The sequence below is a fragment of the Paenibacillus segetis genome (assembly GCF_014639155.1).
Lineage (GTDB): Bacteria > Bacillota > Bacilli > Paenibacillales > Paenibacillaceae > Fontibacillus > Fontibacillus segetis.
In genome coordinates this window covers 15,551-40,572 of sequence record NZ_BMFT01000008.1, presented here as the reverse complement: position 1 = coordinate 40,572, position 25,022 = coordinate 15,551, and the positions used below count along the sequence as shown (strand labels likewise).

30 protein-coding genes are annotated in these 25,022 nt (G+C 44.3%); all 30 read left to right on the top strand.

All coding sequences use genetic code 11. The features are described 5' to 3' along the window. The first annotated feature begins 55 nt into the window (after positions 1–55). The 30 genes from rpoB (at position 56) to secY (ending at position 25,020) form a co-directional block, all read left to right on the top strand. On the top strand, positions 56–3,601 hold the full coding sequence (gene rpoB / locus IEW05_RS24965) for a DNA-directed RNA polymerase subunit beta (protein WP_188542582.1): 3,546 nt from the start codon (positions 56–58) through the stop codon (positions 3,599–3,601). A 195-nt stretch (positions 3,602–3,796) separates the two neighbouring features. Next, entirely contained in the window at positions 3,797–7,408 is a 3,612-nt protein-coding gene (gene rpoC / locus IEW05_RS24960; protein ID WP_188542581.1) for a DNA-directed RNA polymerase subunit beta', read from the top strand. A 185-nt stretch (positions 7,409–7,593) separates the two neighbouring features. Then, a complete protein-coding gene (locus tag IEW05_RS24955) occupies positions 7,594–7,845 on the top strand; it encodes a ribosomal L7Ae/L30e/S12e/Gadd45 family protein (RefSeq protein ID WP_188542580.1) in 252 nt (83 codons plus the stop codon). A 142-nt stretch (positions 7,846–7,987) separates the two neighbouring features. Continuing rightward, a complete protein-coding gene (gene rpsL / locus IEW05_RS24950; protein WP_188542579.1) occupies positions 7,988–8,407 on the top strand; it encodes a 30S ribosomal protein S12 in 420 nt (139 codons plus the stop codon). Positions 8,408–8,458: 51 nt separating this feature from the next. Continuing rightward, entirely contained in the window at positions 8,459–8,929 is a 471-nt protein-coding gene (gene rpsG / locus IEW05_RS24945; RefSeq protein WP_018753997.1) for a 30S ribosomal protein S7, read from the top strand. Between the two features lie 48 nt (positions 8,930–8,977). Further along, positions 8,978–11,056 carry an elongation factor G gene (fusA, locus tag IEW05_RS24940; protein ID WP_188542578.1) on the top strand — a complete coding sequence of 693 codons (2,079 nt, stop codon included), beginning with the start codon at positions 8,978–8,980 and terminating at the stop codon, positions 11,054–11,056. Between the two features lie 92 nt (positions 11,057–11,148). After that, a complete protein-coding gene (tuf, locus tag IEW05_RS24935) occupies positions 11,149–12,339 on the top strand; it encodes an elongation factor Tu (protein ID WP_188542577.1) in 1,191 nt (396 codons plus the stop codon). A 237-nt stretch (positions 12,340–12,576) separates the two neighbouring features. Then, positions 12,577–13,920 carry a globin-coupled sensor protein gene (locus IEW05_RS24930; protein ID WP_188542576.1) on the top strand — a complete coding sequence of 448 codons (1,344 nt, stop codon included), beginning with the start codon at positions 12,577–12,579 and terminating at the stop codon, positions 13,918–13,920. 364 nt (positions 13,921–14,284) lie between these two features. Further along, complete coding sequence (gene rpsJ, locus IEW05_RS24925) at positions 14,285–14,593, top strand: 30S ribosomal protein S10 (RefSeq protein ID WP_028609655.1); 309 nt, start codon at positions 14,285–14,287, stop codon at positions 14,591–14,593. 42 nt (positions 14,594–14,635) lie between these two features. Next, on the top strand, positions 14,636–15,259 hold the full coding sequence (gene rplC / locus IEW05_RS24920) for a 50S ribosomal protein L3 (protein ID WP_188542575.1): 624 nt from the start codon (positions 14,636–14,638) through the stop codon (positions 15,257–15,259). A gap of 26 nt (positions 15,260–15,285) precedes the next feature. Then, the gene (gene rplD, locus IEW05_RS24915; RefSeq protein WP_188542574.1) at positions 15,286–15,909 is read left to right on the top strand and encodes a 50S ribosomal protein L4; all 624 of its coding nucleotides are present in this window, start codon (positions 15,286–15,288) and stop codon (positions 15,907–15,909) included. Beyond that, positions 15,909–16,199: a 50S ribosomal protein L23 gene (gene rplW, locus IEW05_RS24910; RefSeq protein WP_188542573.1), complete on the top strand. Its 291-nt coding sequence runs from the start codon at positions 15,909–15,911 to the stop codon at positions 16,197–16,199. The genes rplD and rplW overlap by 1 nt, the downstream gene beginning before the upstream one ends. A gap of 27 nt (positions 16,200–16,226) precedes the next feature. Next, positions 16,227–17,057: a 50S ribosomal protein L2 gene (gene rplB / locus IEW05_RS24905; protein ID WP_188542572.1), complete on the top strand. Its 831-nt coding sequence runs from the start codon at positions 16,227–16,229 to the stop codon at positions 17,055–17,057. Positions 17,058–17,130: 73 nt separating this feature from the next. Continuing rightward, the gene (gene rpsS / locus IEW05_RS24900; RefSeq protein ID WP_188542571.1) at positions 17,131–17,409 is read left to right on the top strand and encodes a 30S ribosomal protein S19; all 279 of its coding nucleotides are present in this window, start codon (positions 17,131–17,133) and stop codon (positions 17,407–17,409) included. 35 nt (positions 17,410–17,444) lie between these two features. After that, positions 17,445–17,777 (top strand): 50S ribosomal protein L22, encoded by a 333-nt coding sequence (rplV, locus tag IEW05_RS24895; protein WP_188542570.1) that lies wholly within the window; start codon positions 17,445–17,447, stop codon positions 17,775–17,777. Positions 17,778–17,790: 13 nt separating this feature from the next. Continuing rightward, the gene (rpsC, locus tag IEW05_RS24890) at positions 17,791–18,459 is read left to right on the top strand and encodes a 30S ribosomal protein S3 (RefSeq protein WP_188542569.1); all 669 of its coding nucleotides are present in this window, start codon (positions 17,791–17,793) and stop codon (positions 18,457–18,459) included. A gap of 2 nt (positions 18,460–18,461) precedes the next feature. Then, entirely contained in the window at positions 18,462–18,896 is a 435-nt protein-coding gene (gene rplP / locus IEW05_RS24885; RefSeq protein WP_188542568.1) for a 50S ribosomal protein L16, read from the top strand. Further along, positions 18,886–19,086, top strand: coding sequence for a 50S ribosomal protein L29 (rpmC, locus tag IEW05_RS24880; RefSeq protein ID WP_188542567.1), 201 nt, complete (start codon positions 18,886–18,888; stop codon positions 19,084–19,086). Before rplP ends, rpmC begins: the two co-directional genes overlap by 11 nt. 55 nt (positions 19,087–19,141) lie before the next feature. Next, positions 19,142–19,405 (top strand): 30S ribosomal protein S17, encoded by a 264-nt coding sequence (gene rpsQ / locus IEW05_RS24875; RefSeq protein ID WP_188542566.1) that lies wholly within the window; start codon positions 19,142–19,144, stop codon positions 19,403–19,405. Between the two features lie 34 nt (positions 19,406–19,439). Then, the gene (gene rplN / locus IEW05_RS24870; protein WP_091234520.1) at positions 19,440–19,808 is read left to right on the top strand and encodes a 50S ribosomal protein L14; all 369 of its coding nucleotides are present in this window, start codon (positions 19,440–19,442) and stop codon (positions 19,806–19,808) included. A gap of 88 nt (positions 19,809–19,896) precedes the next feature. Beyond that, positions 19,897–20,250 carry a 50S ribosomal protein L24 gene (gene rplX, locus IEW05_RS24865; protein ID WP_229753754.1) on the top strand — a complete coding sequence of 118 codons (354 nt, stop codon included), beginning with the start codon at positions 19,897–19,899 and terminating at the stop codon, positions 20,248–20,250. Positions 20,251–20,283: 33 nt separating this feature from the next. Continuing rightward, a complete protein-coding gene (gene rplE, locus IEW05_RS24860; RefSeq protein ID WP_188542565.1) occupies positions 20,284–20,826 on the top strand; it encodes a 50S ribosomal protein L5 in 543 nt (180 codons plus the stop codon). 48 nt (positions 20,827–20,874) lie between these two features. After that, the gene (locus tag IEW05_RS24855) at positions 20,875–21,060 is read left to right on the top strand and encodes a type Z 30S ribosomal protein S14 (protein WP_013312154.1); all 186 of its coding nucleotides are present in this window, start codon (positions 20,875–20,877) and stop codon (positions 21,058–21,060) included. Between the two features lie 31 nt (positions 21,061–21,091). Then, positions 21,092–21,490, top strand: coding sequence for a 30S ribosomal protein S8 (gene rpsH / locus IEW05_RS24850; protein ID WP_188542564.1), 399 nt, complete (start codon positions 21,092–21,094; stop codon positions 21,488–21,490). Positions 21,491–21,519: 29 nt separating this feature from the next. Next, on the top strand, positions 21,520–22,062 hold the full coding sequence (gene rplF, locus IEW05_RS24845; protein WP_188542563.1) for a 50S ribosomal protein L6: 543 nt from the start codon (positions 21,520–21,522) through the stop codon (positions 22,060–22,062). A gap of 83 nt (positions 22,063–22,145) precedes the next feature. Further along, complete coding sequence (gene rplR, locus IEW05_RS24840) at positions 22,146–22,514, top strand: 50S ribosomal protein L18 (protein ID WP_127194421.1); 369 nt, start codon at positions 22,146–22,148, stop codon at positions 22,512–22,514. A 27-nt stretch (positions 22,515–22,541) separates the two neighbouring features. Next, complete coding sequence (gene rpsE, locus IEW05_RS24835; RefSeq protein ID WP_188542562.1) at positions 22,542–23,039, top strand: 30S ribosomal protein S5; 498 nt, start codon at positions 22,542–22,544, stop codon at positions 23,037–23,039. A 12-nt stretch (positions 23,040–23,051) separates the two neighbouring features. Further along, the gene (gene rpmD / locus IEW05_RS24830; protein ID WP_188542561.1) at positions 23,052–23,237 is read left to right on the top strand and encodes a 50S ribosomal protein L30; all 186 of its coding nucleotides are present in this window, start codon (positions 23,052–23,054) and stop codon (positions 23,235–23,237) included. Between the two features lie 44 nt (positions 23,238–23,281). Continuing rightward, a complete protein-coding gene (gene rplO / locus IEW05_RS24825) occupies positions 23,282–23,722 on the top strand; it encodes a 50S ribosomal protein L15 (RefSeq protein WP_188542560.1) in 441 nt (146 codons plus the stop codon). Beyond that, positions 23,722–25,020, top strand: a complete 1,299-nt coding sequence (secY, locus tag IEW05_RS24820; protein ID WP_188542559.1) for a preprotein translocase subunit SecY — start codon at positions 23,722–23,724, stop codon at positions 25,018–25,020. Before rplO ends, secY begins: the two co-directional genes overlap by 1 nt. The last annotated feature ends 2 nt before the right edge of the window (positions 25,021–25,022 follow it).

The following is a 25,022-nucleotide window of genomic DNA, read 5'->3' as shown; positions in this document are numbered from 1 at the left end:
AACACGGGTTCGCAATCAATTTTTTAAGTGAGTAGACATGAGGGGTGAGTTAAAGTTGGCAGGACATCTTGTTCAATATGGTCGACGCACTCGGCGAAGTTATGCGCGAATTAACGAGGTACTCGAAATTCCGAACCTGATCGAAATCCAACAGAAATCCTATGAATGGTTCTTGGAAGAGGGCCTTCGGGAGATGTTTCAAGACATTTCGCCGATTCAGGATTTCACGGGTAATTTGGTGTTGGAATTTATCGATTACAGCCTGGGCGAACCAAAGTATACAGTAGACGACGCTAAAGAACGTGACGTAACGTATGCGGCGCCGCTTCGGGTAAAAGTCCGGCTCATTAATAAGGAAACCGGCGAAGTTAAAGAGCAGGAAGTGTTCATGGGAGATTTCCCATTGATGACGGAAACCGGCACCTTTATTATTAACGGTGCAGAACGGGTTATTGTCAGCCAATTGGTTCGCTCTCCTAGCGTCTATTTCAACACGAAAGTAGATAAGAACGGGAAGAAAACATATGCAGCAACGGTTATTCCAAACCGTGGTGCATGGCTGGAGCTTGAGACAGATGCGAAGGATATCGTATACGTTCGTATCGATCGTACTCGTAAAATTCCAGTAACCGTGCTACTTCGCTCGCTTGGCTTTGGTACGGATGCAGAAATCTTGGATTTGCTCGGAAACGATGAATATATCCGTAACACCTTGGATAAGGACAACACAGATTCGACGGAGAAGGCATTGATAGAAATTTATGAGCGTCTTCGTCCAGGTGAACCACCGACTCTCGATAATGCGAAGAGTTTATTGGTGGCGCGTTTCTTTGATCCAAAGCGTTATGATTTGGCCAATGTAGGCCGCTATAAGGTGAATAAGAAGCTTCATATTAAGAACCGGCTCTTCAATCAAAGACTTGCTGAGAGTCTTATTGACGTAAGTACAGGTGAGATCATCGCGGAAGCAGGCCAAATGGTCGATCGCCGTTTGTTGGATGAAATTCTCCCTTACTTGGAGAACGGAGTTGGTTTCAAAAACTATCACGTTGCAAACGGGGTTCTTGATGCTAATGATGTACCTTTGCAAACTGTTGATATCTTCTCACCAATTGAAGATGGCAAAGTTGTAAAGGTTATTGCGAACTGTAATATCGATAAGTCCGTGAAGCATATCACGCCAGCCGATATTATTTCTTCGATCAGTTACTTCTTGAACTTGTTGCATGGTATTGGTAGCACGGATGATATTGATCATCTGGGTAACCGTCGTTTGCGTTCTGTAGGTGAACTGCTTCAGAATCAGTTCCGTATCGGTCTATCACGGATGGAACGTGTAGTACGTGAGAGAATGTCGATTCAAGACGCTAACGTAATCACGCCACAAGCATTGATTAACATACGTCCGGTAATCGCTTCGATTAAGGAGTTCTTTGGTAGCTCCCAATTGTCGCAGTTTATGGATCAGACGAACCCACTTGCAGAATTGACGCACAAACGTCGTCTGTCAGCACTAGGACCCGGCGGTTTGACTCGGGAACGTGCAGGCTTTGAAGTGCGGGACGTCCACCATTCTCACTATGGTCGTATGTGTCCAATCGAGACACCGGAAGGTCCGAACATCGGTCTGATCAACTCCTTGTCAACATTTGCTCGAATTAACGAGTATGGCTTCATTGAAGCTCCATATCGTTGGGTAGATCCTAAGACGACGAAAGTTACTGACCAGATTGCTTATGTAACAGCCGATGAGGAAGATAACTACATCATCGCTCAAGCGAACGCGATCCTGAACGAGGATGGCACGTTCCAAGATGAGAATGTTATCGTTCGTTACAACAAACAAGCGGATAACATCTTGACGATGCCAAGTGATCGTGTTGACTACATGGACGTATCCCCTAAACAGGTTGTATCAGTAGCTACGGCGCTCATCCCGTTCCTAGAGAACGATGACTCTAACCGTGCGCTGATGGGATCAAACATGCAGCGGCAGGCGGTGCCTCTCCTAATTCCAAAAGCTCCTCTAGTAGGAACGGGGATGGAGCACAAGTCTGCGAAAGATTCAGGCGTATGTATCGTATCGAAATACGATGGTATTATCGAGCGTTCTGCAGCTAATGAAATCTGGTTGCGCCGTGTTGAAACAATAGATGGCAAGGAAGTTAAAGGCGACCTTGTTAAACATAAATTGCACAAATTTATGCGTTCTAACCAAGGGACATGCATCAACCAACGTCCAATCGTCAAAAAAGGAGACATCATCAAGAAGGGTGATATCCTTGCAGATGGTCCGTCTACTGAAATGGGCGAACTGGCACTTGGACGAAATGTAGTCGTTGCCTTCATGACTTGGGAAGGTTACAACTACGAGGATGCGATCCTACTAAGTGAAAAACTTGTGAAGGAAGACGTGTACACGTCGATTCACATTGAAGAATATGAGTCCGAAGCTCGTGATACGAAGCTTGGACCTGAAGAAATCACTCGTGATATTCCAAATGTAGGGGAAGAAGCGCTTCGCAACCTTGACGAACGCGGAATTATCCGTGTTGGTGCTGAGATTGGTGCGGGTGACATTCTAGTTGGTAAAGTAACACCAAAAGGGGTTACGGAACTGACTGCAGAGGAACGCCTTCTGCACGCTATCTTTGGAGAAAAAGCTCGCGAAGTTCGTGATACTTCCCTACGTGTACCTCATGGTACCGATGGTATCGTTGTTGACGTTAAAGTATTCACTCGTGAGAACGGTGATGAATTGCCTCCGGGTGTGAATCAACTCGTTCGGGTATATATTGCCCAAAAACGTAAAATATCCGAAGGTGATAAGATGGCAGGACGTCACGGTAATAAAGGGGTCGTTGCCCGTATTTTACCGGAAGAGGATATGCCGTTTATGCCTGATGGTACACCAGTTCAAGTCGTGCTTAACCCACTAGGGGTTCCGTCACGGATGAACATCGGTCAGGTATTGGAAATCCACCTTGGAATGGCGGCTCTTCGCCTAGGTATTCACGTAGCAACACCGGTATTTGATGGTGCTAGTGAATACGACGTATTTGATGCAATGGAAGAAGCAGGCATGCAGCGTAATGGTAAGACTGTGTTGTACGATGGTCGTACGGGAGATCGCTTTGAGCGTGAAGTTACCGTCGGTGTCATGCACATGATCAAACTGGCGCACATGGTTGATGATAAAATCCACGCCCGCTCGACGGGTCCTTACTCTCTCGTTACACAACAGCCACTGGGTGGTAAAGCTCAGTTTGGTGGTCAACGTTTCGGGGAGATGGAAGTGTGGGCGCTTGAAGCATACGGCGCAGCATATACACTACAAGAAATTCTTACTGTCAAATCCGATGACGTGGTCGGCCGGGTGAAAACCTATGAATCGATCGTCAAAGGTGAGAACGTGCCTGAACCTGGTGTTCCAGAGTCCTTCAAAGTCTTGATCAAAGAGCTTCAAAGCTTGGGTATGGATGTTAAGATCCTAAGCGAAAATGAAGAAGAGATTGAGATGAAAGAGATGGACGACGAGGATGATGCAGCAGGGGATAAACTGAGCCTGAACTTAGAAGGCGCAGAGGTCGGCGTAGAATAAACATCATGATGCTTTGAACATCGAATGATGAAATTTCGCAGTAGAAGTTGTCTTGCTCGGGAATCGGCCTGCCATCTGGCGGCCGATATTTCCCTAAATAGATAGATTGAATTAGCAGAGACCGTGGAGACGCAGTCTTTCGTTCACTCTATGCAGATTGTTAATATCAGGACTTGGTTAAAGGAGGGATGCTCCTTGTTGGACGTCAACAACTTCGAGTTTATGAAAATTGGGCTTGCTTCCCCAGATAAAATTCGTTCTTGGTCCCGCGGAGAAGTCAAGAAACCGGAAACAATTAACTACCGTACATTGAAACCGGAAAAGGAAGGGTTATTCTGCGAGAAGATTTTTGGCCCGACCAAAGACTGGGAATGTCATTGCGGTAAATATAAGCGTGTCCGTTATAAAGGCGTTGTCTGCGATCGCTGCGGCGTTGAAGTAACAAGAGCTAAAGTACGTCGTGAACGTATGGGACACATTGAACTTGCTGCCCCGGTATCTCACATTTGGTATTTCAAAGGGATTCCGAGCCGTATGGGTCTAGCGCTCGATATGTCACCTCGTTCCCTTGAAGAGATCATTTACTTCGCATCTTATGTAGTAACTGATCCAGGCGAAACTCCGCTTGAGAAAAAGCAACTATTATCTGAGAAGGAATACCGCAGCTATCGTGAGAAATACGGCTATGGATTCCAAGCAGGTATGGGTGCTGAAGCGGTGAAGAAGTTGCTTCAAGATATCGATATCGAAAAAGATTTGGAGTTCCTCAAAGAAGAACTGCGTACGGCTCAAGGCCAACGCCGTAATCGGGCGATCAAACGTCTGGAAGTTATCGAAGCATTCCGTAACTCTGGCAATGAGCCAGAATGGATGATTCTTGATGTACTTCCTGTTATCCCACCGGAACTTCGTCCGATGGTACAACTTGATGGCGGACGTTTTGCAACGTCTGACTTGAATGATTTGTATCGTCGTGTAATTAACCGTAACAACCGTCTAAAACGACTACTTGATCTCGGTGCACCAGATATTATCGTGCAAAATGAGAAACGGATGCTGCAAGAAGCAGTTGATGCTTTGATCGATAACGGTCGTCGTGGTCGCCCAGTAACGGGTCCTGGTAACCGTCCGCTTAAATCCCTCAGCCATATGCTGAAAGGTAAACAAGGACGTTTCCGTCAGAACTTGCTCGGTAAACGGGTCGATTACTCTGGTCGTTCGGTTATCGTTGTAGGACCTTACCTCAAAATGTACCAATGCGGCTTGCCGAAGGAAATGGCGCTTGAACTATTCAAGCCGTTCGTGATGAAAGAACTGGTCAATAAAGGCCTAGCTCATAATATCAAGAGCGCGAAACGGAAAGTTGAACGCGTAAGTCCAGAAGTATGGGACGTATTGGAAGAAGTTATTAAGGAACATCCGGTTCTACTGAACCGTGCTCCTACGCTTCACCGTCTCGGAATTCAAGCTTTTGAACCGATTCTGGTAGAAGGCCGTGCAATCCGTCTTCACCCACTCGTATGTACAGCTTATAACGCTGACTTTGACGGTGACCAAATGGCGGTTCACGTACCGTTATCTGCTGAAGCTCAGGCAGAAGCTCGTATCTTGATGTTAGCTTCTGGTAATATCCTGAACCCTAAAGATGGTAAACCGGTTGTTACTCCTTCACAGGATATGGTCCTTGGTTCCTACTACCTTACGATGGACAATAAGGAAGCTAAAGGTACGGGTATGATTCTCCGTTCGGTTAACGAAGCGGTATCTGCCTACCAACGTGGCACAGCTGAACTGCATGCGCGTGTAGCTATTCCTGCCAAAGCACTTAACAAAACTGGATTTACTGAAGCACAGCAAAATGCTTTGCTTATTACTACAGTTGGTAAGATTATCTTCAATGAAATCTTCCCATCCAGCTTCCCGTATATTAATGATGCGACTCGCGCTAACTTGTTCCAAGGAACGCCGGATCATTTCTTCATATACGAAAAAGGCGCCAATATTACTGAACGCATCATGCAAGCAAAACAAGCTGGTGGTGTAGGTAAAGAATACCTGGGTGAAATTATTGGTCGCTGCTTCGAGATTTATCACACTACAGAAACATCTGTGATTTTGGATAGAATCAAACAAACCGGATTCACGTACTCTACTCGTGCGGGTGTAAGTATTGCGGTATCGGACGTTATCGTTCCAGATGAAAAACCAGCAATCCTTCACGAATCCGATGAGAAGGTTCGTGTCGTAACGAATCAGTATCGTCGTGGTTTGATTACTAACGAAGAACGTTATGACCGTGTCATTGCGATCTGGGGTAAGACGAAAGATCAGATTACTGATGTGTTGATGAAATCGATGGATCGTTACAACTCCATCATGCTCATGGTTGATTCCAAAGCACGGGGTAATAAATCGCAGATTACACAGCTTGGTGGTATGCGTGGTTTGATGGCCAACCCATCAGGTCGGATTATCGAACTCCCTATCAAATCGAACTTCCGTGAAGGCCTGACAGTACTCGAGTACTTCCTTTCGACGCACGGTGCGCGGAAAGGTTTGGCGGATACGGCCCTACGTACCGCTGACTCAGGTTACTTGACTCGTCGTCTCGTCGATGTTGCACAAGATGTCATTGTGCGTGAAGAAGATTGTGGTACGGATAAAGGCTTTACTGTTGGTGTTATCCAAGACGGTAAAGAGGTTATCGAGGATCTATATGACCGTATCGAAGGACGTTATTCCTTTGAGACGATCAAACATCCACAAACAGGTCAAGTTATTTGTCAACGTAACGAATTGATTGATTCCGACAAGGCTCATGAAATCGTAGATGCTGGCGTAACTAAGCTTCAAATCCGTTCGGTACTTAGTTGCCGTGCTCGCCATGGCGTATGTAAGAAATGTTACGGACGTAACCTGGCAACTGGTAAACACGTGGAAATTGGTGAAGCGGTTGGTATTATCGCAGCTCAATCCATTGGTGAACCAGGAACTCAGCTTACAATGCGTACGTTCCATACCGGGGGCGTAGCGGGTGATGATATTACGCAAGGTTTGCCGCGTATTGTCGAAATGTTTGAAGCACGTAATCCAAAAGGTCAAGCGACAATCAGTGAAATTGATGGTGTCGTCAAAGAAATTCGTGAAGCTAAGGACCGTCGTGAAGTTGAGGTTCAAGGTGAAGCGGAATCCAAAGTGTATTCTGTTACTTTCGGTTCCCGTCTACGTGTTAGCGAAGGCCAAGAAATCGAAGCGGGTGACGAACTCACTGATGGTTCTATCGATCCGAAGGAAATCCTACGCATCAAAGGTATCCGTGGCGTGCAGAACTACATTCTGCAAGAGGTACAACGCGTTTACCGTAATCAGGGCGTAGAAATTAATGATAAGCACATCGAAGTTATGATCAAGCAAATGTTGCGTAAAATCCGTATCGTTGATGCGGGAGATACGACACTGCTGCCGGGTGCATTCGTCGATATGCATGAATATGAAAGAGCCAATAAAGAAGCAATTTTGGCGGATAAAGAACCAGCGGTTGCCAAACCGGTACTACTCGGGATTACGAAGGCATCGCTTGAAACAGATTCATTCTTATCGGCTGCTTCTTTCCAGGAAACAACAAGAGTACTTACCGATGCTGCGATCAAAGGCAAAGTGGATAAATTGCTCGGCCTGAAAGAGAACGTTATTATCGGTAAACTGATTCCAGCGGGTACAGGTATGAACCGTTACCGCAGTATTCAGTTTGAGGGACCTGAGAACGATGCTGCCGCTGAAAGTTTAGAGCCTGTGACTGTTGAATAGTTGAATTATTAATAGACAGTGGCATGGCCGGATACTGAGCTTTAAAGGTTCCGCGCTTGTCACTGTCTATTTAATAAAAAAAACAGTAGAATTAATCAATTATTTTCTTGACATCGCCTATTAGAAAGTGCTATTATGTCAAAGTGCGTGAGAACGGATATGCCTGTGCTTTGGAGGACGACAACATGTCTAATGATAAAGGATTACAGGACGCTCATGTCAAAATCGGCACCAAGCAAACCATGCGAATGGTAGAGCTAGGACAGGCCGAAGAGGTCTATGTAGCTGAAGATGCAGATCCACGCATTACATCGAAAGTCATTGCCCTATGTAACAAGAATTCCATTAAGGTCACGTACGTAGACACGATGGATAATCTCGGCAAAGCTTGCGGGATTCAAGTTGGGGCAGCGATGGTTGCGATTGTAACACCATAGTGTAGAAATCGTTTTTGCTGATAGGGCAAATCCTTTCGGTAAAAACTTTTCCTTTGTTCTTTTATGAACCGCCTGGGTCTGTGGGCTTAATTAAGAGGTTTGTAAAGAAACATGAAGACTTGAGGAAGGGGGTGGCAACAACATGCCAACTATTAACCAATTGGTACGTAAAGGACGCCAAGACAAAGTATACAAATCCAAATCGCCAGCTTTGCAAAGAGGGTTTAATGCCCTAAAACGTGAGGCTACGAACTTGAGTGCTCCTCAAAAACGTGGAGTGTGTACTCGTGTAGGCACAATGACTCCTCGTAAACCGAACTCTGCACTTCGTAAATATGCTCGTGTTCGCTTGACGAACCGTCTTGAGGTGACAGCTTACATTCCAGGTATCGGACATAACTTGCAAGAGCACAGTGTTGTTTTGATTCGTGGCGGTAAGGTAAAAGACCTTGCAGGGGTACGTTATCACATCGTACGTGGAGCTTTGGATACTGCAGGTGTTAACAACCGGATGCAAGCTCGTTCTAAATACGGTGCTAAACGTCCAAAAGTTAAAAAATAATTCTAGGCTAATTGCCTAAAGACTTGAACTATTACTGAAAGGGGGATAACTATGCCACGCAAAGGTCCAGTTACCAAAAGAGACGTATTGCCGGATCCGGTGTATAACAGCAAACTTGTTACTCGCTTGATCAATCGCATTATGCTCGACGGCAAACGCGGTGTTGCACAAAGCATCCTTTATAACGCATTCAAATTGATTCAAGAACGTACGGGTAATGACCCTATGGAAGTTTTTGAAGCAGCAATTAAGAACATTATGCCAGTATTGGAAGTTAAAGCTCGTCGTGTCGGCGGTGCTAACTACCAAGTTCCTATCGAAGTTAAGCCAGAAAGACGTACAGCTCTAGGTTTACGTTGGCTTGTAAACTACTCCCGCAACCGCGGAGAGAAAACGATGGAAGAACGTTTGGCTGCTGAGATTATCGACGCATCCAACAACACAGGCGCTTCTGTTAAGAAACGTGAAGATACACACAAAATGGCTGAAGCGAACAAAGCGTTTGCTCACTACCGTTGGTAGGATTAAGCCTTTAGTTAATTTAGATTATATTGAAGGGAGACTTCATTCATGGCAAGAGAGTTCTCCTTGAAAAATACACGTAATATTGGGATCATGGCGCATATTGACGCTGGTAAGACGACCACGACAGAACGGATCTTGTTCTACACAGGCCGTACGCACAAAATCGGTGAAGTTCACGAAGGTGCTGCAACAATGGACTGGATGGAGCAAGAGCAAGAGCGCGGAATTACGATTACTTCCGCTGCTACTACCGCTGCTTGGAAAGGTCACCGCGTAAATATCATCGATACCCCGGGACACGTTGACTTCACTGTTGAAGTTGAACGTTCCCTTCGTGTATTGGACGGGGCAGTTGGCGTTTTCAGTGCGAAAGAAGGCGTTGAGCCTCAGTCTGAAACTGTTTGGAGACAGGCTGACCGCTACGGCGTTCCTCGGATCGCATATGTAAATAAAATGGACATCATCGGTGCTGACTACCTGAATGTTATCGAGAGCATGCGTGATCGTTTGCAAGCTAACGCTGTAGCGATTCAGTTCCCGATTGGTGCAGAAGACCATTTCGATGGTATCATCGATATCGTTGCTCAAAGAGCTCATATTTTCCATGACGATTTGGGACAAAATATCGAAGAAACCGATATTCCAGCAGAGTTCCAAGACAAAGTTGACGAACTTCGTGCAGAATTGATCGAGAAAGTAGCAGAATTGGACGAAGATCTAACAATGAAATACCTTGAGGGTGAAGAGATTTCTGTTGAAGAAATCAAAGCAGCTCTACGTAAAGGTGTTATCGAAGTTAAGATTTTCCCTGTTATCTGTGGCTCCTCATATCGCAATAAAGGTGTTCAATTGATGTTGGACGCTGTTGTTGATTACTTGCCAGCTCCTGTCGATGTACCAAGTATTCAAGGTCACTTGGATGATGGTACTGAAGTAGAACGTCACTCTTCTGATGAAGAACCGTTCGCGGCGCTTGCATTTAAAATCATGACAGACCCTTACGTTGGTAAACTTACGTTCTTCCGTGTGTACTCAGGGATTCTTGAATCCGGTTCGTACGTACTGAATGCAACGAAGGGCAAACGTGAGCGTATCGGCCGTATTCTACAAATGCATGCTAACAGCCGTCAAGAAATCAGCATTGTTTACAGTGGTGATATCGCAGCAGCAGTTGGTTTGAAAGATACGAGTACTGGTGATACACTATGTGATGAGAAAGCACCAGTTATTCTGGAGTCAATGAACTTCCCTGATCCAGTTATTGAGATCGCGGTTGAACCTAAGACAAAAGCCGACCAAGATAAAATGGGCGTTGCTTTGGGTAAATTGACTGAAGAAGATCCTACACTACGTGCTCATACTGATGAAGAAACCGGTCAAACGATTCTTGCAGGTATGGGTGAACTTCACTTGGATATTATCATCGACCGTATGCGCCGTGAGTTTAAGGTAGACACTAACGTGGGTAAACCACAAGTTGCTTACCGTGAAACATTCCGTGTGCCTGCACGTGTTGAAGGTAAATTTGTCCGTCAATCCGGTGGTCGTGGTCAATACGGTCACGTATGGGTTGAATTCGAACCATTGGAACCAGGTTCTGGTAACCAGTTCGATAGTAAAGTCGTAGGTGGTTCAGTACCAAGAGAATATATTGGACCTGCACAACAAGGTATTGAAGAATCTATGAAGAATGGTGTCCTTGCAGGCTTCCCGCTTGTTGACGTTAAAGCCACAATCGTAGATGGTTCTTACCATGATGTCGATTCCAATGAAATGGCGTTTAAAATCGCTGGTTCCATGGCACTGAAAGCTGCTAAAGACAAATGTCAAGCAGTACTCCTTGAGCCGATTATGAAAGTTGAAGTAACGGTTCCAGAAGAGTACATGGGTGACGTTATGGGTATGTTGAACTCCCGTCGTGGACGGATTGAAGGTATGGACGCTCGTGGTGGCGCTCAAATTATCCGTGCTAAGGTACCTTTGTCCGAAATGTTCGGATATTCAACAACTCTACGTTCTGGTACGCAAGGACGCGGTGTGTTCTCAATGGAACTTTCTCACTACGAAGAAGTGCCTAAGAGCATTGCTGAAGAAATCGTATCGAAGCACAAAGGTGCTGAATAATTTTTTGTATTTACTAATCGGACGCCCTCTTATGAGGAATTGTCCGGTTAGATTAACATAACAATCCATATTTTAAGGAGGAACTGTTTAAAATGGCAAAGGCTAAATATGAACGTACAAAACCGCATGTTAACATCGGTACAATCGGTCACGTCGACCATGGTAAAACAACCCTGACTGCTGCTATCACTTCCGTATTGTCCAAAACTTACGGCGGTGCTGCAATGTCTTTTGATCAAATCGATAAAGCTCCTGAAGAGCGTGAGCGTGGTATCACAATCTCCACTTCCCACGTAGAGTATGAAACAAACAATCGTCACTACGCACACGTTGACTGCCCAGGTCACGCCGACTATGTTAAAAACATGATCACTGGTGCAGCTCAAATGGACGGAGCAATCTTGGTTGTATCCGCAGCTGACGGTCCAATGCCACAAACTCGTGAGCACATCCTATTGTCCCGTAACGTAGGTGTTCCTTACATCGTCGTATTCTTGAACAAATGCGACATGGTTGAAGACGAAGAACTTTTGGAATTGGTTGAAATGGAAGTTCGCGACCTTCTCAACGAATATGAGTTCCCAGGCGACGACACTCCGATCACTCGTGGTTCCGCTCGTGAAGCTCTTCAAAACCCAGAAGGAGAATGGGCTAAGAAAATCGTTGAAATGTTCGAACAAATCGACGAGTACATCCCACTTCCTGAACGTCCAGTTGACAAACCATTCCTTATGCCTGTCGAAGACGTATTCTCGATCACTGGTCGTGGTACAGTTGCTACAGGCCGTGTAGAGCGTGGTACTGTTAAAGTCGGAGAAGAAGTTGAAATCGTGGGTATCCACGAAGATACTAAAAAATCCGTTGTTACAGGCGTTGAAATGTTCCGTAAATTGCTCGATTCCGCACAAGCGGGCGACAACATCGGCGCATTGCTACGTGGTGTAGACCGTAACCAAATCGAACGTGGTCAAGTACTTGCAAAGCCAGGTTCCGTTAATCCACATACGGAATTTACTGCACAAGTATACGTTTTGACTAAAGAAGAAGGCGGACGTCACAAACCTTTCTTCACAGGTTACCGTCCACAATTCTATTTCCGTACAACTGACGTAACAGGTATCATCAACCTGCCAGAAGGTACTGAAATGGTTATGCCTGGTGATAACATCACTGTTACAGTTTCCCTGATCTCCCCAATCGCGATTGAAGAAGGAACTCGTTTCTCCATTCGTGAAGGCGGACGTACAGTTGGATCCGGTGCTGTAGTTAGCATCCAAAAATAATAGGCTTTCCAGCCTTATTAAGAAGAGCTATTCCGGTCTTTATGACTTGGAGTAGCTCTTTTTTATGTTTAATTTACAAAAGGGTCGTGACACAAGATCGAGTCGACATGAATTGTCATTAAAAATAGAATGATGTCGAATGATTGGTAATTATTTGTTTACAGTGATTAATGTCACAGGTATAATGTGCTGTAACAACTAAATATATGTCTTCGGACAAGGAGTGTTGATCACTTTATGAAGTGTCCCTTTTCTAATTTAATCAAGTCGACATCGCAGCCCGATTTATCGGATCAGGCTAGTTCAGCCAAGCGTGGAAACTCTTCCTTAAGTAATACAGAGTCAAAACAGCTTAAAATTGAAGGTGAACAGGAAATAACTGAGCAACTGCGGATGATCGATTTGAGTGAAAATGATATTGAGCTTTTGCACCGAATGAAGCCTCTCATTGAAAAGAGAATTGATTGGATAACCAACACCTTCTATCAATCTGTACTTGATGTCCCTAAATTGCAAGAAATCATTGTTAAATATAGTTCGGTTGAGCGTTTAAAAGCAACCTTACAAGAACATTTGTTGGATATGTTCAGTGGTAATATAGATCAGGAGTTTATTGCAAAAAGATTGAAGATTGCGAAAGTTCATAAGAAGGTTGGGCTTGAACCGAAGTGGTATCTTTCTGCTTTTCAAAATTTGCAAAATGCCTTTTTAAAGGTTATTTATGATGATATTCAGGATGAGCACTGGCGTTTGCACATGATCAAGACAACTAGTAAGCTTCTAAGCCTTGAACAGCAACTCGTGTTAGAGGCGTATGAAAGAGAGAATTTATATGAAAAAGAGCAACAATATGAAATTGTAAAAAATGAACTCAAAGGGAAAATCACGATATTTAGCGAAGGATTAGAAGAATTAAGTTTGGACACAAATGCTGCAGTTGAGGAACTAGTGGCAAGTAGTCATGAAGTAAGCGAGGCTATAAAGAGATCTGTATATACAGCAGAAGAGTCGCAACGATTAGCGGAGGCAGGACGAAATCATCTGCATGAACTTAATGAGCGTATTGGAAGTATAAACGTACGAACAAGTATGATGAATGAATCTGTAAGTCAATTAGATGCTTCTTCAGAAAAAATACAGAATATTGTGGATACCGTGTCGGGGATCGCAAGTCAAATCAAATTACTATCATTGAATGCTACAATTGAAGCAGCACATGTTGGGGAACAAGGTAAAGGTTTTGCGGTCGTTGCTCATGAAGTAAGCAAGTTGTCAGAACATACAAAGGATACGGTAACTCAAATTGAAGGATTGATTAAACAGTCGGTTGCGATTACGACTCAAGTGGTACAGGCTATTGAAGAGGTCCGTAAGTTAGCCCAAAATGGGAAAGTACAATCAGAAGCAACCAATGAAGTGTTTCTTCATATATTAAGTACCATGCAGAGCAGCGCTGACGAAATTATTGTAGTAGAAGAACAGATCAGTGAGCTGATCGACACGATTAAAGGCATCGGTTCCTCGACCTCAGAAGTCGCAGCATCTGCAGAACGGCTGAATAAGGTATCATCTGAGCTATAATAATGTAATTCATATATATATAGAAGAAACTTTAATATAAAAACGAGTGAACCCCAGGATGCTGTAAAATTAGGGGTTCATTTTATTTTTTCATGACCAAACCAATCAAGCCAAACCGAAAAGGTCTCGCTAAGCTAACTATATATATGAAGGAATAAATTGTTTGAATGAAACTTCAAAAAAACTTTCAACTTTTTGTTGCAATTGTCCCGACTTTTCTTTATAATAATGAATGTTGTTCTGTGACGTTGCGATGATGTGAGAGGTTACCGACACACCCGGCCCCTTTGCCATGGGAGAGTGGTTGGAAAATTTTCACGGAGTATGTCCGATACCAAATTGGGCGATAGAAGGAGGGAATAAAATGGCAAAGCAAAAGATTCGTATTCGTTTGAAAGCTTACGACCACAGAATTCTTGATCAATCCGCAGAGAAAATTGTTGAAACGGCTAAACGTTCGGGTGCAGGTGTATCCGGTCCGATTCCGCTTCCAACTGAGAAACAAATCATTACTGTTCTCCGTGCGGTACACAAGTACAAGGATTCTCGGGAACAATTCGAACAACGGACGCACAAACGTCTTATCGACATTGTGAACCCGACTCCACAAACTGTGGATGCCTTGATGCGCTTGGACCTGCCGTCCGGTGTAGATATCGAAATTAAATTGTAATACACAAAGTAATCTAATCAGTAAAGGAAAAGAGGTGTCAACATGAAAGGTATCTTAGGGAAAAAACTCGGAATGACTCAAGTGTTTACCCCCGAAGGGAATGTTATTCCTGTAACGGTTATTGAGGCCAGCTCCAATGTTGTTCTGCAAAAGAAAGATGTGGAAAACGACGGTTATGAAGCAATTCAAATCGGTTTCTCTGATAAGAAAGAAAAGAGATCAACCAAACCTGAAGTAGGCCACGCTAAGAAAGCAAATACAACACCTAAGCGCTACGTTCGCGAAATTCGCGGTATTGATTTGGCAGGATATGAAGTTGGCCAAGAGGTCAAAGTTGATATCTTCGCTGAAGGCGAGTTTGTTGACGTAACAGGTGTTTCTAAAGGTAAAGGATTCCAAGGTAACATCAAACGTTGGGGTCAAAGCCGCGGACCTATGTCTCACGGCTCGCGTTACCACCGTAGACCAGGTTCCATGGGTTCTATCCAAGCGAACCGTGTACCTAAAGGCAAACGCCTTCCAGGACACATGGGTCACGAAACAGTAACGATCCAACGCCTTGAAGTTATCAGAGTAGATGCAGAACGTAATGTATTGCTCATTAAAGGCGCAATTCCAGGACCTAAAAATGGTCTTGTAAAAGTAAAAGAATCGGTGAAGAAATAATTTTCTGAAGAAAGGAGGAACAATAAATGCCAAAAGTAGCACTTTTAAATGTTAGTGGTAGCCAAGTAGGTGAAGTGGAATTGAATGACGCGGTATTCGGTATCGAACCCAATGTACACGTCCTTCACGATGCAGTAGTAATGCAACGCGCTTCCTTGCGCTTTGGTACACATAAAGTAAAAGGACGCTCCGAAGTTCGTGGCGGCGGCCGTAAACCTTGGAAACAAAAAGGTACGGGTCGTGCTCGTCAAGGTTCCATTCGCTCCCCGCAATGGGTAGGCGGCGGAACAGTGTTCGGACCAACTCCACGCAGTTATTCTTTCAAACTGCCTAAGAAAGTCCGTCGCTTGGCGATCAAATCGGCGCTCTCGTCGAAAGTGATCGATCAAGACATTATCGTTCTTGATGCGTTGACTTTGAACGCACCAAAAACTAAAGAGTTTGCAGCAATCTTGAACAACCTGAAAGTGGATCGCAAAGCATTGATCGTAGCTGATAGCTATGACGATGTTATCGCTCTATCCGCTCGTAACATCCCAGGAGTTAAGTTCATTGCAGCTGACGGCATTAGTGTTCTTGACGTGTTAACACACGACAAACTGATCATTACGAAGGAAGCAGTTCAGAAGGTAGAGGAGGTGCTCGCGTAATGAAAGATCCTCGTGATATTATCAAACGCCCGGTGATTACGGAACGTACGGCTGATTACATGAATGAACTGAAATATGTTTTTGAAGTGGATATCCGTGCTAACAAGACCGAAATCAAGCAAGCTGTAGAAGCGATCTTCAATGTTAAAGTGAGCAATGTGAATACGCTGCGTGTTCCTGCTAAGCCAAAACGTTACGGACGCCACTTCGGATACAGACCGGAATGGAAAAAAGCATTCGTAACTTTGACAGCTGATAGCAAGCCGCTCGAATTCTTTGAATCGGTATAAAATTGCTAAAGTAAGGAGGGAAACATAGTGCCAATCAAAAAGTATAAACCGACATCCCCGGCTCGTCGTAACATGTCCGTGTCGACTTTCGAAGAAATCACAACGGATCAGCCGGAGAAATCGTTGCTTGCGCCACTGAGTAAAACAGCTGGTCGTAACAACCAAGGTAAAATCACTGTTCGTCACCATGGTGGTGGACACAAACGTAAATATCGTATCATCGACTTCAAACGTAACAAAGATGGAATTCCAGGCCGCGTTGCTACTATCGAGTATGACCCGAACCGGACTTCCAACATCGCTTTGATTCATTACGCTGATGGCGAAAAACGTTACATCATTGCTCCAAAAGGTCTTAAAGTGGACGATGTAATCGAATCTGGCGTTGGTTCCGATATCAAAGTCGGAAACTGCCTTCCAATGGAGAATATTCCAGTAGGTACAGTTATCCACAACATCGAACTTCAACCAGGAAAAGGTGGACAACTCGTTCGCGCAGCTGGTACTGAAGCACAATTGCTTGGTAAAGAAGAAAAATACGTAACAGTTCGCTTGTCTTCAGGTGAAATGCGTAAGATTCTAAAAGTTTGCCGCGCAACTATCGGTTCTGTAGGTAACGAAGACCACGAACTTTTGAAGATCGGTAAAGCTGGACGTAATCGCTGGCTCGGACAACGTCCTGAAGTACGTGGTGTTGTCATGAACCCTAACGATCACCCTCACGGTGGTGGTGAAGGTCGTGCTCCAATCGGTCGTAAATCTCCATTATCACCTTGGGGTAAACCGACTCTTGGTTACAAAACGCGTAAAAAAGGCAAAGCATCTGATAAATATATCGTTCGTCGCCGCACGAAGTAATCCGCTCTGCGGATCACTTCCCGGCTCGGATATAGCTCAGAAACAAGCAGCGTAATGAAGGGAGGATAAAAGAATGAGTCGCAGTCTGAAAAAAGGACCATTTATCGATGGTTACTTATTGAAGAAAGTGGAAGAAGTTGGTGAGTCCAACAAAAAAGTCGTGATCAAAACTTGGTCCCGTCGCTCCACAATTTTCCCGCAATTCATTGGTCAAACGTTTGGTGTATACGACGGTCGTAAACATGTTCCTGTATATGTAACTGAGGACATGGTCGGACACAAACTGGGCGAATTTGCTCCAACCCGTACCTACAAAGGTCATACGGATGATGATAAGAAAACGAGACGTTAATTTATAAGTTCTTCGTTTGAAAGGAGGTAACACACATGGAAGCAAAAGCACATGCAAGGTCAATTCGCATTGCACCTCGGAAAGCTAAGTTAGTTATTGACTTGATTCGTGGTAAGCAAGTAGGCGACGCTATCGCGATTCTCCGCCATACTCCTAAGGCGGCTTCCCCGATCGTTGAGAAGCTACTTAACTCGGCGATTGCCAATGCTGAACACAACTATTCTTTGGATGTAAATAAATTGGTTGTTACGGAGGCGTTCGTAAACCAAGGACCAACAATGAAACGTTTCCGTCCACGTGCTATGGGACGCGCAAGCCGTATCAACAAACGCACTAGCCACATCACTTTGGTGGTATCCGAAAAATAAGGAGGGAAAACGTGTGGGCCAAAAGGTAAACCCCATCGGATTGCGGATAGGAATTATTCGTGATTGGGAATCTAAATGGTACGCAGGCAAAGATTTTGGTGATCTTTTGCTGGAGGACGTAAAAATTCGTGAGCACTTGAAAAACAAACTAAAAGACTCCGCGGTATCTCATATCGAAATTGAGAGAGCGGCTAATCGTGTGAACGTGACGATCCACACTGCCAAACCAGGTATGGTTATTGGTAAAGGTGGTTCGGAAGTTGAAAACTTGCGTAATGCAATTACTAAAATTGCAGGCGGTAAGAAAGTTCACATCAATATTTCTGAAATCAAACACCCTGATCTTGATGCTATTCTCGTTGCTGAAAGCATTGCACAACAATTGGAACGTCGTGTTTCTTTCCGTCGTGCGTTGAAACAAGCAATTCAAAGAACTATGCGTTCGGGAGCAAAAGGGATTAAAACTGCAGTCAGCGGTCGCGTAGGCGGTGCTGAAATTGCTCGTACAGAAGGCTACAGCGAAGGAACTGTTCCGCTTCATACGCTTCGTGCTGATATCGACTATGGTACAGCTGAAGCTCATACGACCTATGGTATCATCGGCGTAAAAGTATGGATCTATCGTGGAGAGGTTCTTCCGACGGCTAAGAAGCAGCAAGCTGCTAAGGAAGGAGGCAACTAATCATGTTGGTACCAAAACGTGTAAAACACCGCAAACAACAACGCGGTAGTTTGAGAGGTATGGCAAAAGGCGGAACTGAATTGAACTTCGGTGAATTCGGTTTGCAAGCTACTGAGCCAACTTGGATCACCAACCGCCAGATTGAAGCAGCGCGTATTGCAATGACGCGTTACATGAAACGTGGCGGTAAAGTATGGATTAAAATTTTCCCAGACAAACCAATTACTCAGAAGCCTCTTGAAGTTCGGATGGGTAGCGGTAAAGGTAACGTCGAAAAATGGGTTGCAGTTGTGAAACCAGGCAAGATCATGTTTGAAATTGCTGGTGTTTCTGAGGAAATCGCACGCGAAGCTATGCGTCTTGCTGCTCACAAACTGCCAATCAAAACTAAGTTTGTGAAACGTGAAGAATTGGGTGGTGAAGCAAATGAAAGCTAATGAACTTCGCAACTTAACCACTGCTGAGATTGAACAAAAAGTCGCCGGATTTAAAGAAGAACTCTTTAATCTCCGTTTTCAATTGGCTACAGGCCAGCTTGATAACCCGACTCGCATTCGCGATGTGCGGAAAGAAATAGCTCGTGCTAAAACTATTTTACATGAGAGAGTACTTGGAATTACTAGCTAATGTAATCAAGTATCGCCGCGTATAGCAGCGTCTGAATTCAGGAAGGAGGCTAACCATGAGCGAACGTAACAACCGTAAAGTGCAAATTGGTAAAGTCGTCAGCGACAAAATGGATAAAACCATTGTAGTAGCTGTAGAAACATACAAGAAGCATGATTTGTACCACAAGCGCATTAAATACACGAAAAAATTTAAAGCGCATGATGAGAACAATACTGCAAAAATCGGAGATGTTGTTAAAATCACCGAAACTCGTCCGTTGTCTAAAGACAAACGTTGGAGACTTTCAGAAATCATTGAAGTGGCAGTAGTTATCTAATTGCATGTAGCTCAACCGAAAGGAGGAAATATCCATGATTCAACCATTTACACGTTTGCATGTAGCCGATAACTCTGGCGCGAAGGAATTGATGTGTATCCGCGTTCTCGGTGGTACTGGACGTCGTACGGCTCAAATTGGTGATTTGATCGTTTGTTCCGTCAAACAAGCAACACCAGGCGGCGTTGTCAAAAAGGGTGATGTAGTCAAAGCGGTTGTGGTTCGTACTAAACGTTCCGTTCGCCGTAAAGATGGTTCTTACATCGCATTTGATGAGAATGCAGCAGTTGTTGTTAAAGATGACAAGAGCCCACGTGGTACGCGTATTTTCGGACCTGTCGCTCGCGAACTTCGCGATAGAGACTTCATGAAAATCGTTTCCTTGGCTCCGGAAGTTATCTAAACATTAATCACCGAAAGTAACCCTTTCGGCGATGACGATATAGTCGTGTTTTGAGCACGACCAACCCTTGAAGCAGGAGGTGTAAAGAATGCCAAGACTTAAAAAAATTCTTGAATCCCATAACAATAAGTTGCACGTCAAAAAAGACGATACGGTTATCGTGATTACCGGTAAAGACAAAGGTAAAAAGGGCCGCGTCATCGCTGCTTATCCTCGTGAAAACCGTGTGCTTGTGGAAGGCGTAAATATGGTTAAGAAACATCAAAAACCTAATCAACTAAACCCACAAGGCGGCATTATCGAGAAAGAAGCTCCGATTCATGTATCGAACGTAATGCACGTTGATCCAAAGAGCGGAAAAGTAACCCGTATCGGTTACAAAGTGTTGGATAACGGCAAGAAAGTACGTATCGCTAAAAAATCCGGAGAAGCAATCGACTAATCCAGAAACGTTATGAAAGGAGGTCCATGATTCATGGCAGCAAGATTGAAAGAACGCTTTTTGAACGAAGTGACACCTGCTTTGATTCAAAAATTCAACTATACGACAATTATGCAAGTGCCTAAAATCGAGAAAGTAGTAATCAACATGGGTGTGGGTGACGCTGTTGCCAACTCTAAAGTGTTGGATGCTGCAGTAAATGACATGCAATTGATCGCCGGACAAAAACCGGTAATCACTCGCGCTAAGAAATCCATCGCTGGATTTAAACTTCGTGAGAACATGCCGATCGGTGTTAAAGTAACACTTCGCGGCGAACGCATGTATCATTTCCTCGACAAATTGTTCAACGTAACGCTTCCGCGTGTACGTGACTTCCACGGTGTATCGACGAAAGCATTCGACGGACGTGGAAACTATACACTTGGCCTCAAGGAACAATTAATCTTCCCTGAGATCGAGTATGATCAAGTTGATAAAGTACGCGGTATGGATATCGTTCTTGTAACGACAGCCAAAACCGATGAAGAGTCTCGTGAATTGCTAACCGCTCTAGGTATGCCTTTCGCGAAATAACAAGTCGTTCATTAATTCTCCGAAACTATTTAGGAGGTGTCAGGCTAAGTGGCAAAAACTTCGATGAAAGTTAAACAACAACGCACGCCGAAATTCAAAGTACGGGCATATACCCGTTGCGAACGTTGTGGTCGCCCACATTCGGTACTGCAAAAGTTTAAAATATGCAGAATTTGTTTCCGTGAATTAGCTTATAAAGGCCAGATTCCTGGCGTGAAAAAAGCAAGCTGGTAAACAATCAACAACGGGAAGGAGGTTTACACGAATGACTATGTCAGATCCAATTGCAGACATGCTAACTCGTATTCGTAACGCCAATACGGTTCGTCACGAAACAGTAGAAATGCCTGCTTCAACGATTAAAAAGCAAATCGCTGAAATTCTGAAGCGCGAAGGTTTTATCCGTGATGCAGAATTTATCGATGATAACAAACAAGGGATGATTCGTATTTTCCTTAAATACGGACAAAACAATGAGCGTGTTATCACCGGCTTGAAGAGAATTAGTAAACCGGGCCTTCGCGTGTACACGAAAAGCAATGAAGTTCCTCGTGTCCTCGGTGGTCTAGGAATCGCGATTATTTCGACTTCTAAAGGAGTCATGACCGACAAAGAAGCTCGTCAGTCCAAAGCTGGCGGCGAAGTTGTCTGTTACGTTTGGTAATAACGTCACAAAACAAGGAGGTGCAATAAATGTCCCGTATTGGTCGCAAACCAATTACAGTACCAAGTGGTGTGAGTATCACACTTGATAATGCCGTAATTACAGTAAAAGGACCTAAAGGTTCCTTAACTCGTGAGCTTCATAAAGACATCAAGGTAACAGTTGAAGAAAATCTGATTACCGTTGAGCGTCCTTCAGATAATAAATTACATCGTTCCCTACACGGTACTACACGTAGTGTAGTGAACAACATGGTGAGTGGAGTAACCGAAGGTTTCTCCAGAACACTTGAGTTGGTTGGGGTCGGATATCGTGCAAGTAAATCCGGCGACAAACTCGTACTCAACGTAGGATATTCTCACCCAGTGGAGATCACTCCAGAACCAGGCATCGAATTTGAAGTGCCTACGAATACAAAGATCATCGTTAACGGAATTAATAAAGAGCGCGTAGGTGAATACGCTGCGAAAATTCGTTCTGTTCGCGCACCTGAACCTTACAAAGGTAAAGGGATCAAGTATGAAGGCGAACGCATCATTCGTAAGGAAGGTAAAGCCGGTAAGAAGAAATAAACCTCTTCTTAACGGAGCCATCCTTTTGGCGTCTTGAATTGAAATGCTTGTTATGGTAAACCGAAAGGAGTGAAATGGAAGTCATGATTACAAAACCGGATAAAAACAAAGCCCGTCTGAAAAGACATTTGCGTGTACGGAGAAAAATTCAAGGAACGGCACTTCGTCCAAGACTTAACGTATACCGTTCTTCCAAACATATCTATGCACAATTGATCGATGATGTGGCAGGTGTAACTATCGTTTCCGCTTCGACAGTGGATAAAGAACTTAGCGAAGGTTTGACTAGCGGAAGCAATGTTGAAGCAGCTCGCAAAGTTGGCGAACTTATCGCAAAACGTGCGGAAGGCAAAGGCGTTAAGAACGTCGTGTTTGACCGCGGAGGCTACTTGTACCATGGACGAATTCAGGCACTTGCTGATGCAGCTCGCGAAGCTGGCCTTGAGTTCTAAGATATTTTCTAAAAGGAGGTTAACGACTTGCGTGTAGATCCGAACGCTTTAGAACTAACTGAAAGAGTTGTAAATATTAACCGCGTAGCTAAAGTAGTTAAGGGCGGACGCCGTTTCAGCTTTAGCGCACTCGTCGTTGTCGGTGACGGCAAAGGCTGGGTTGGCGCTGGTATCGGTAAAGCAGGCGAAGTTCCTGATGCAATCCGCAAAGGAATTGAAGATGCTAAGAAAAATCTTGTGTTCGTTCCTCTAGTAGGAACAACTATTCCTCACCAAGTGATCGGACACTTTGGTGCTGGCCGTGTACTTTTGAAGCCAGCTTCTGAAGGTACTGGAGTTATCGCTGGTGGTCCAGTTCGTGCAGTTCTAGAATTGGCTGGTGTAGGCGACATTTTAACAAAATCCCTAGGTTCTTCGAATTCCATCAACATGGTCAACGCAACTTTAGAGGGCTTGTCCCGTCTGAAACGCGCTGAAGATGTGGCGAAATTACGCGGTAAATCCGTCGAAGAACTTCTCGGTTAAGGAGGCAATCTCATGGCTAAACTGCAAATTACCCTCGTGCGTAGTTTGATCGGTCGTCCGGAGACCCAACGTACAACCGTGAAAACTTTGGGGCTTCGCAAAATCAACGATACTGCGGTTCATAATGACAATGCTGCTATTCGCGGCATGGTTAATCATGTTAACCACTTGGTATCTGTTCAAGAAATTCAAGAATAATCAACTATGCTAGTCTAACAATAAATAAGGAGGTGCAACGAACGATGAAACTACATGAGCTTTCCCCAGCTCCTGGATCCCGCAAAGAACGCAAACGCGTTGGTCGTGGTACAGGTAGCGGTACGGGTAAAACATCAGGTCGTGGCCATAAAGGTCAAAATTCTCGTTCCGGCGGTGGTGTACGTCCAGGCTTCGAAGGCGGACAAAATCCATTGTATCGTCGCTTGCCAAAACGTGGATTTGTCAATCCAACGCGGAAAGAGTATGCGATCGTTAACATCGAGGAACTTAACAACTTTGCGGCGGATACGGAAGTAACTCCTGAACTGTTGGCTGAGCAAGGAATCGTGAAGAACGCAAAGAGCGGTATCAAGATTCTTGGCAACGGTGAAGTTACTGTCAAATTGACAGTTAAAGCGAATAAGTTCTCCCAATCCGCGGTAGATAAAATTCAGGCTGCCGGCGGTAAAACCGAGGTGATCTAATGTTTAAAACCATTAAGAACATATGGCATGTCAAGGATCTGCGCAATCGTATTGGATTCACACTGTTTATCTTCATTATTTTCCGGATCGGTACTTTTGTTCCGGTTCCGGGAGTTAATGCAGCAGTGTTTCAATCAACTACAGGTCCAGAAAATGGTTTACTAGGGTTATTCAACACATTCTCAGGCGGAGCATTGAAGAATTTCTCCATCTTCGCTCTGGGGATTATGCCTTATATCACGGCATCGATCATCGTACAACTCCTTTCTATGGATGTTATTCCGAAATTTGCGGAATGGGCTAAACAGGGGGAACATGGTAAGAAGAAGATGGCTCAAGTCACTCGCTACGGCACAGTGATCTTGGCTATCATTCAAGCCTTTGCTACTTCATACGGTTTCAATCGCCTTTACAGCACTGAAATGATTCCAAATGCAACATTTGCGGATTATGCTGTTATCGCTATTGTACTGACTGCAGGTACATCGTTCTTAATGTGGCTCGGTGAGCAAATTACGGAAAAAGGGATTGGAAATGGTATTTCGTTAATTATCTTTGCGGGGATCGTCGCAGGTTTCCCTACGATGATTCAAAGCATTGCTAAATCCGATTTTATCGTTGAAAATCAAGCTTTCATGAATGTAGTTAAATTTTTGGCTATCTTCATCGTGGTGGTACTAATCATCATTGGTGTTATTTACATCCAACAGGCGATTCGGAAAATTCCGGTACAGTATGCAAAACGTGTTGTTGGAAACAAAATGTATGGTGGTCAGAATACGCATATCCCATTGAAGATCAATGCAGCAGGCGTTATTCCGGTTATCTTTGCATCCTCCCTATTGCAGTTCCCAGTAATTATCGCTAATTTCTGGGCGACACATGGTTGGGCTAAGTGGGTCGGAACGAACTTGTCGCATACGAAACCTCTCGGGATGTTACTTTATGTTCTTATGATCGTCGGCTTTACATTCTTCTACACTTTTGTGCAGATGAATCCACAGCAGATGGCTGATAATATGAAGAAAAATGGCGGTTACATTCCTGGGATTCGTCCAGGGAAAGCAACAGCTACTTATCTGACACGGGTACTCACTCGTTTGACGATGACTGGCGCCATCTTCCTTGCAGTTGTTTCGATTCTCCCGGTTGGGCTGGGTGCTTTGGCTGGTTTGCCGCAGTCAGTACAAATCGGTGGTACTTCGATCCTAATCGTTATCGGTGTTGCACTTGATACGATGAAGACAATTGAAGGACAGTTGATTAAGCGTCATTATAAAGGTTTCATTAATAAATAGGC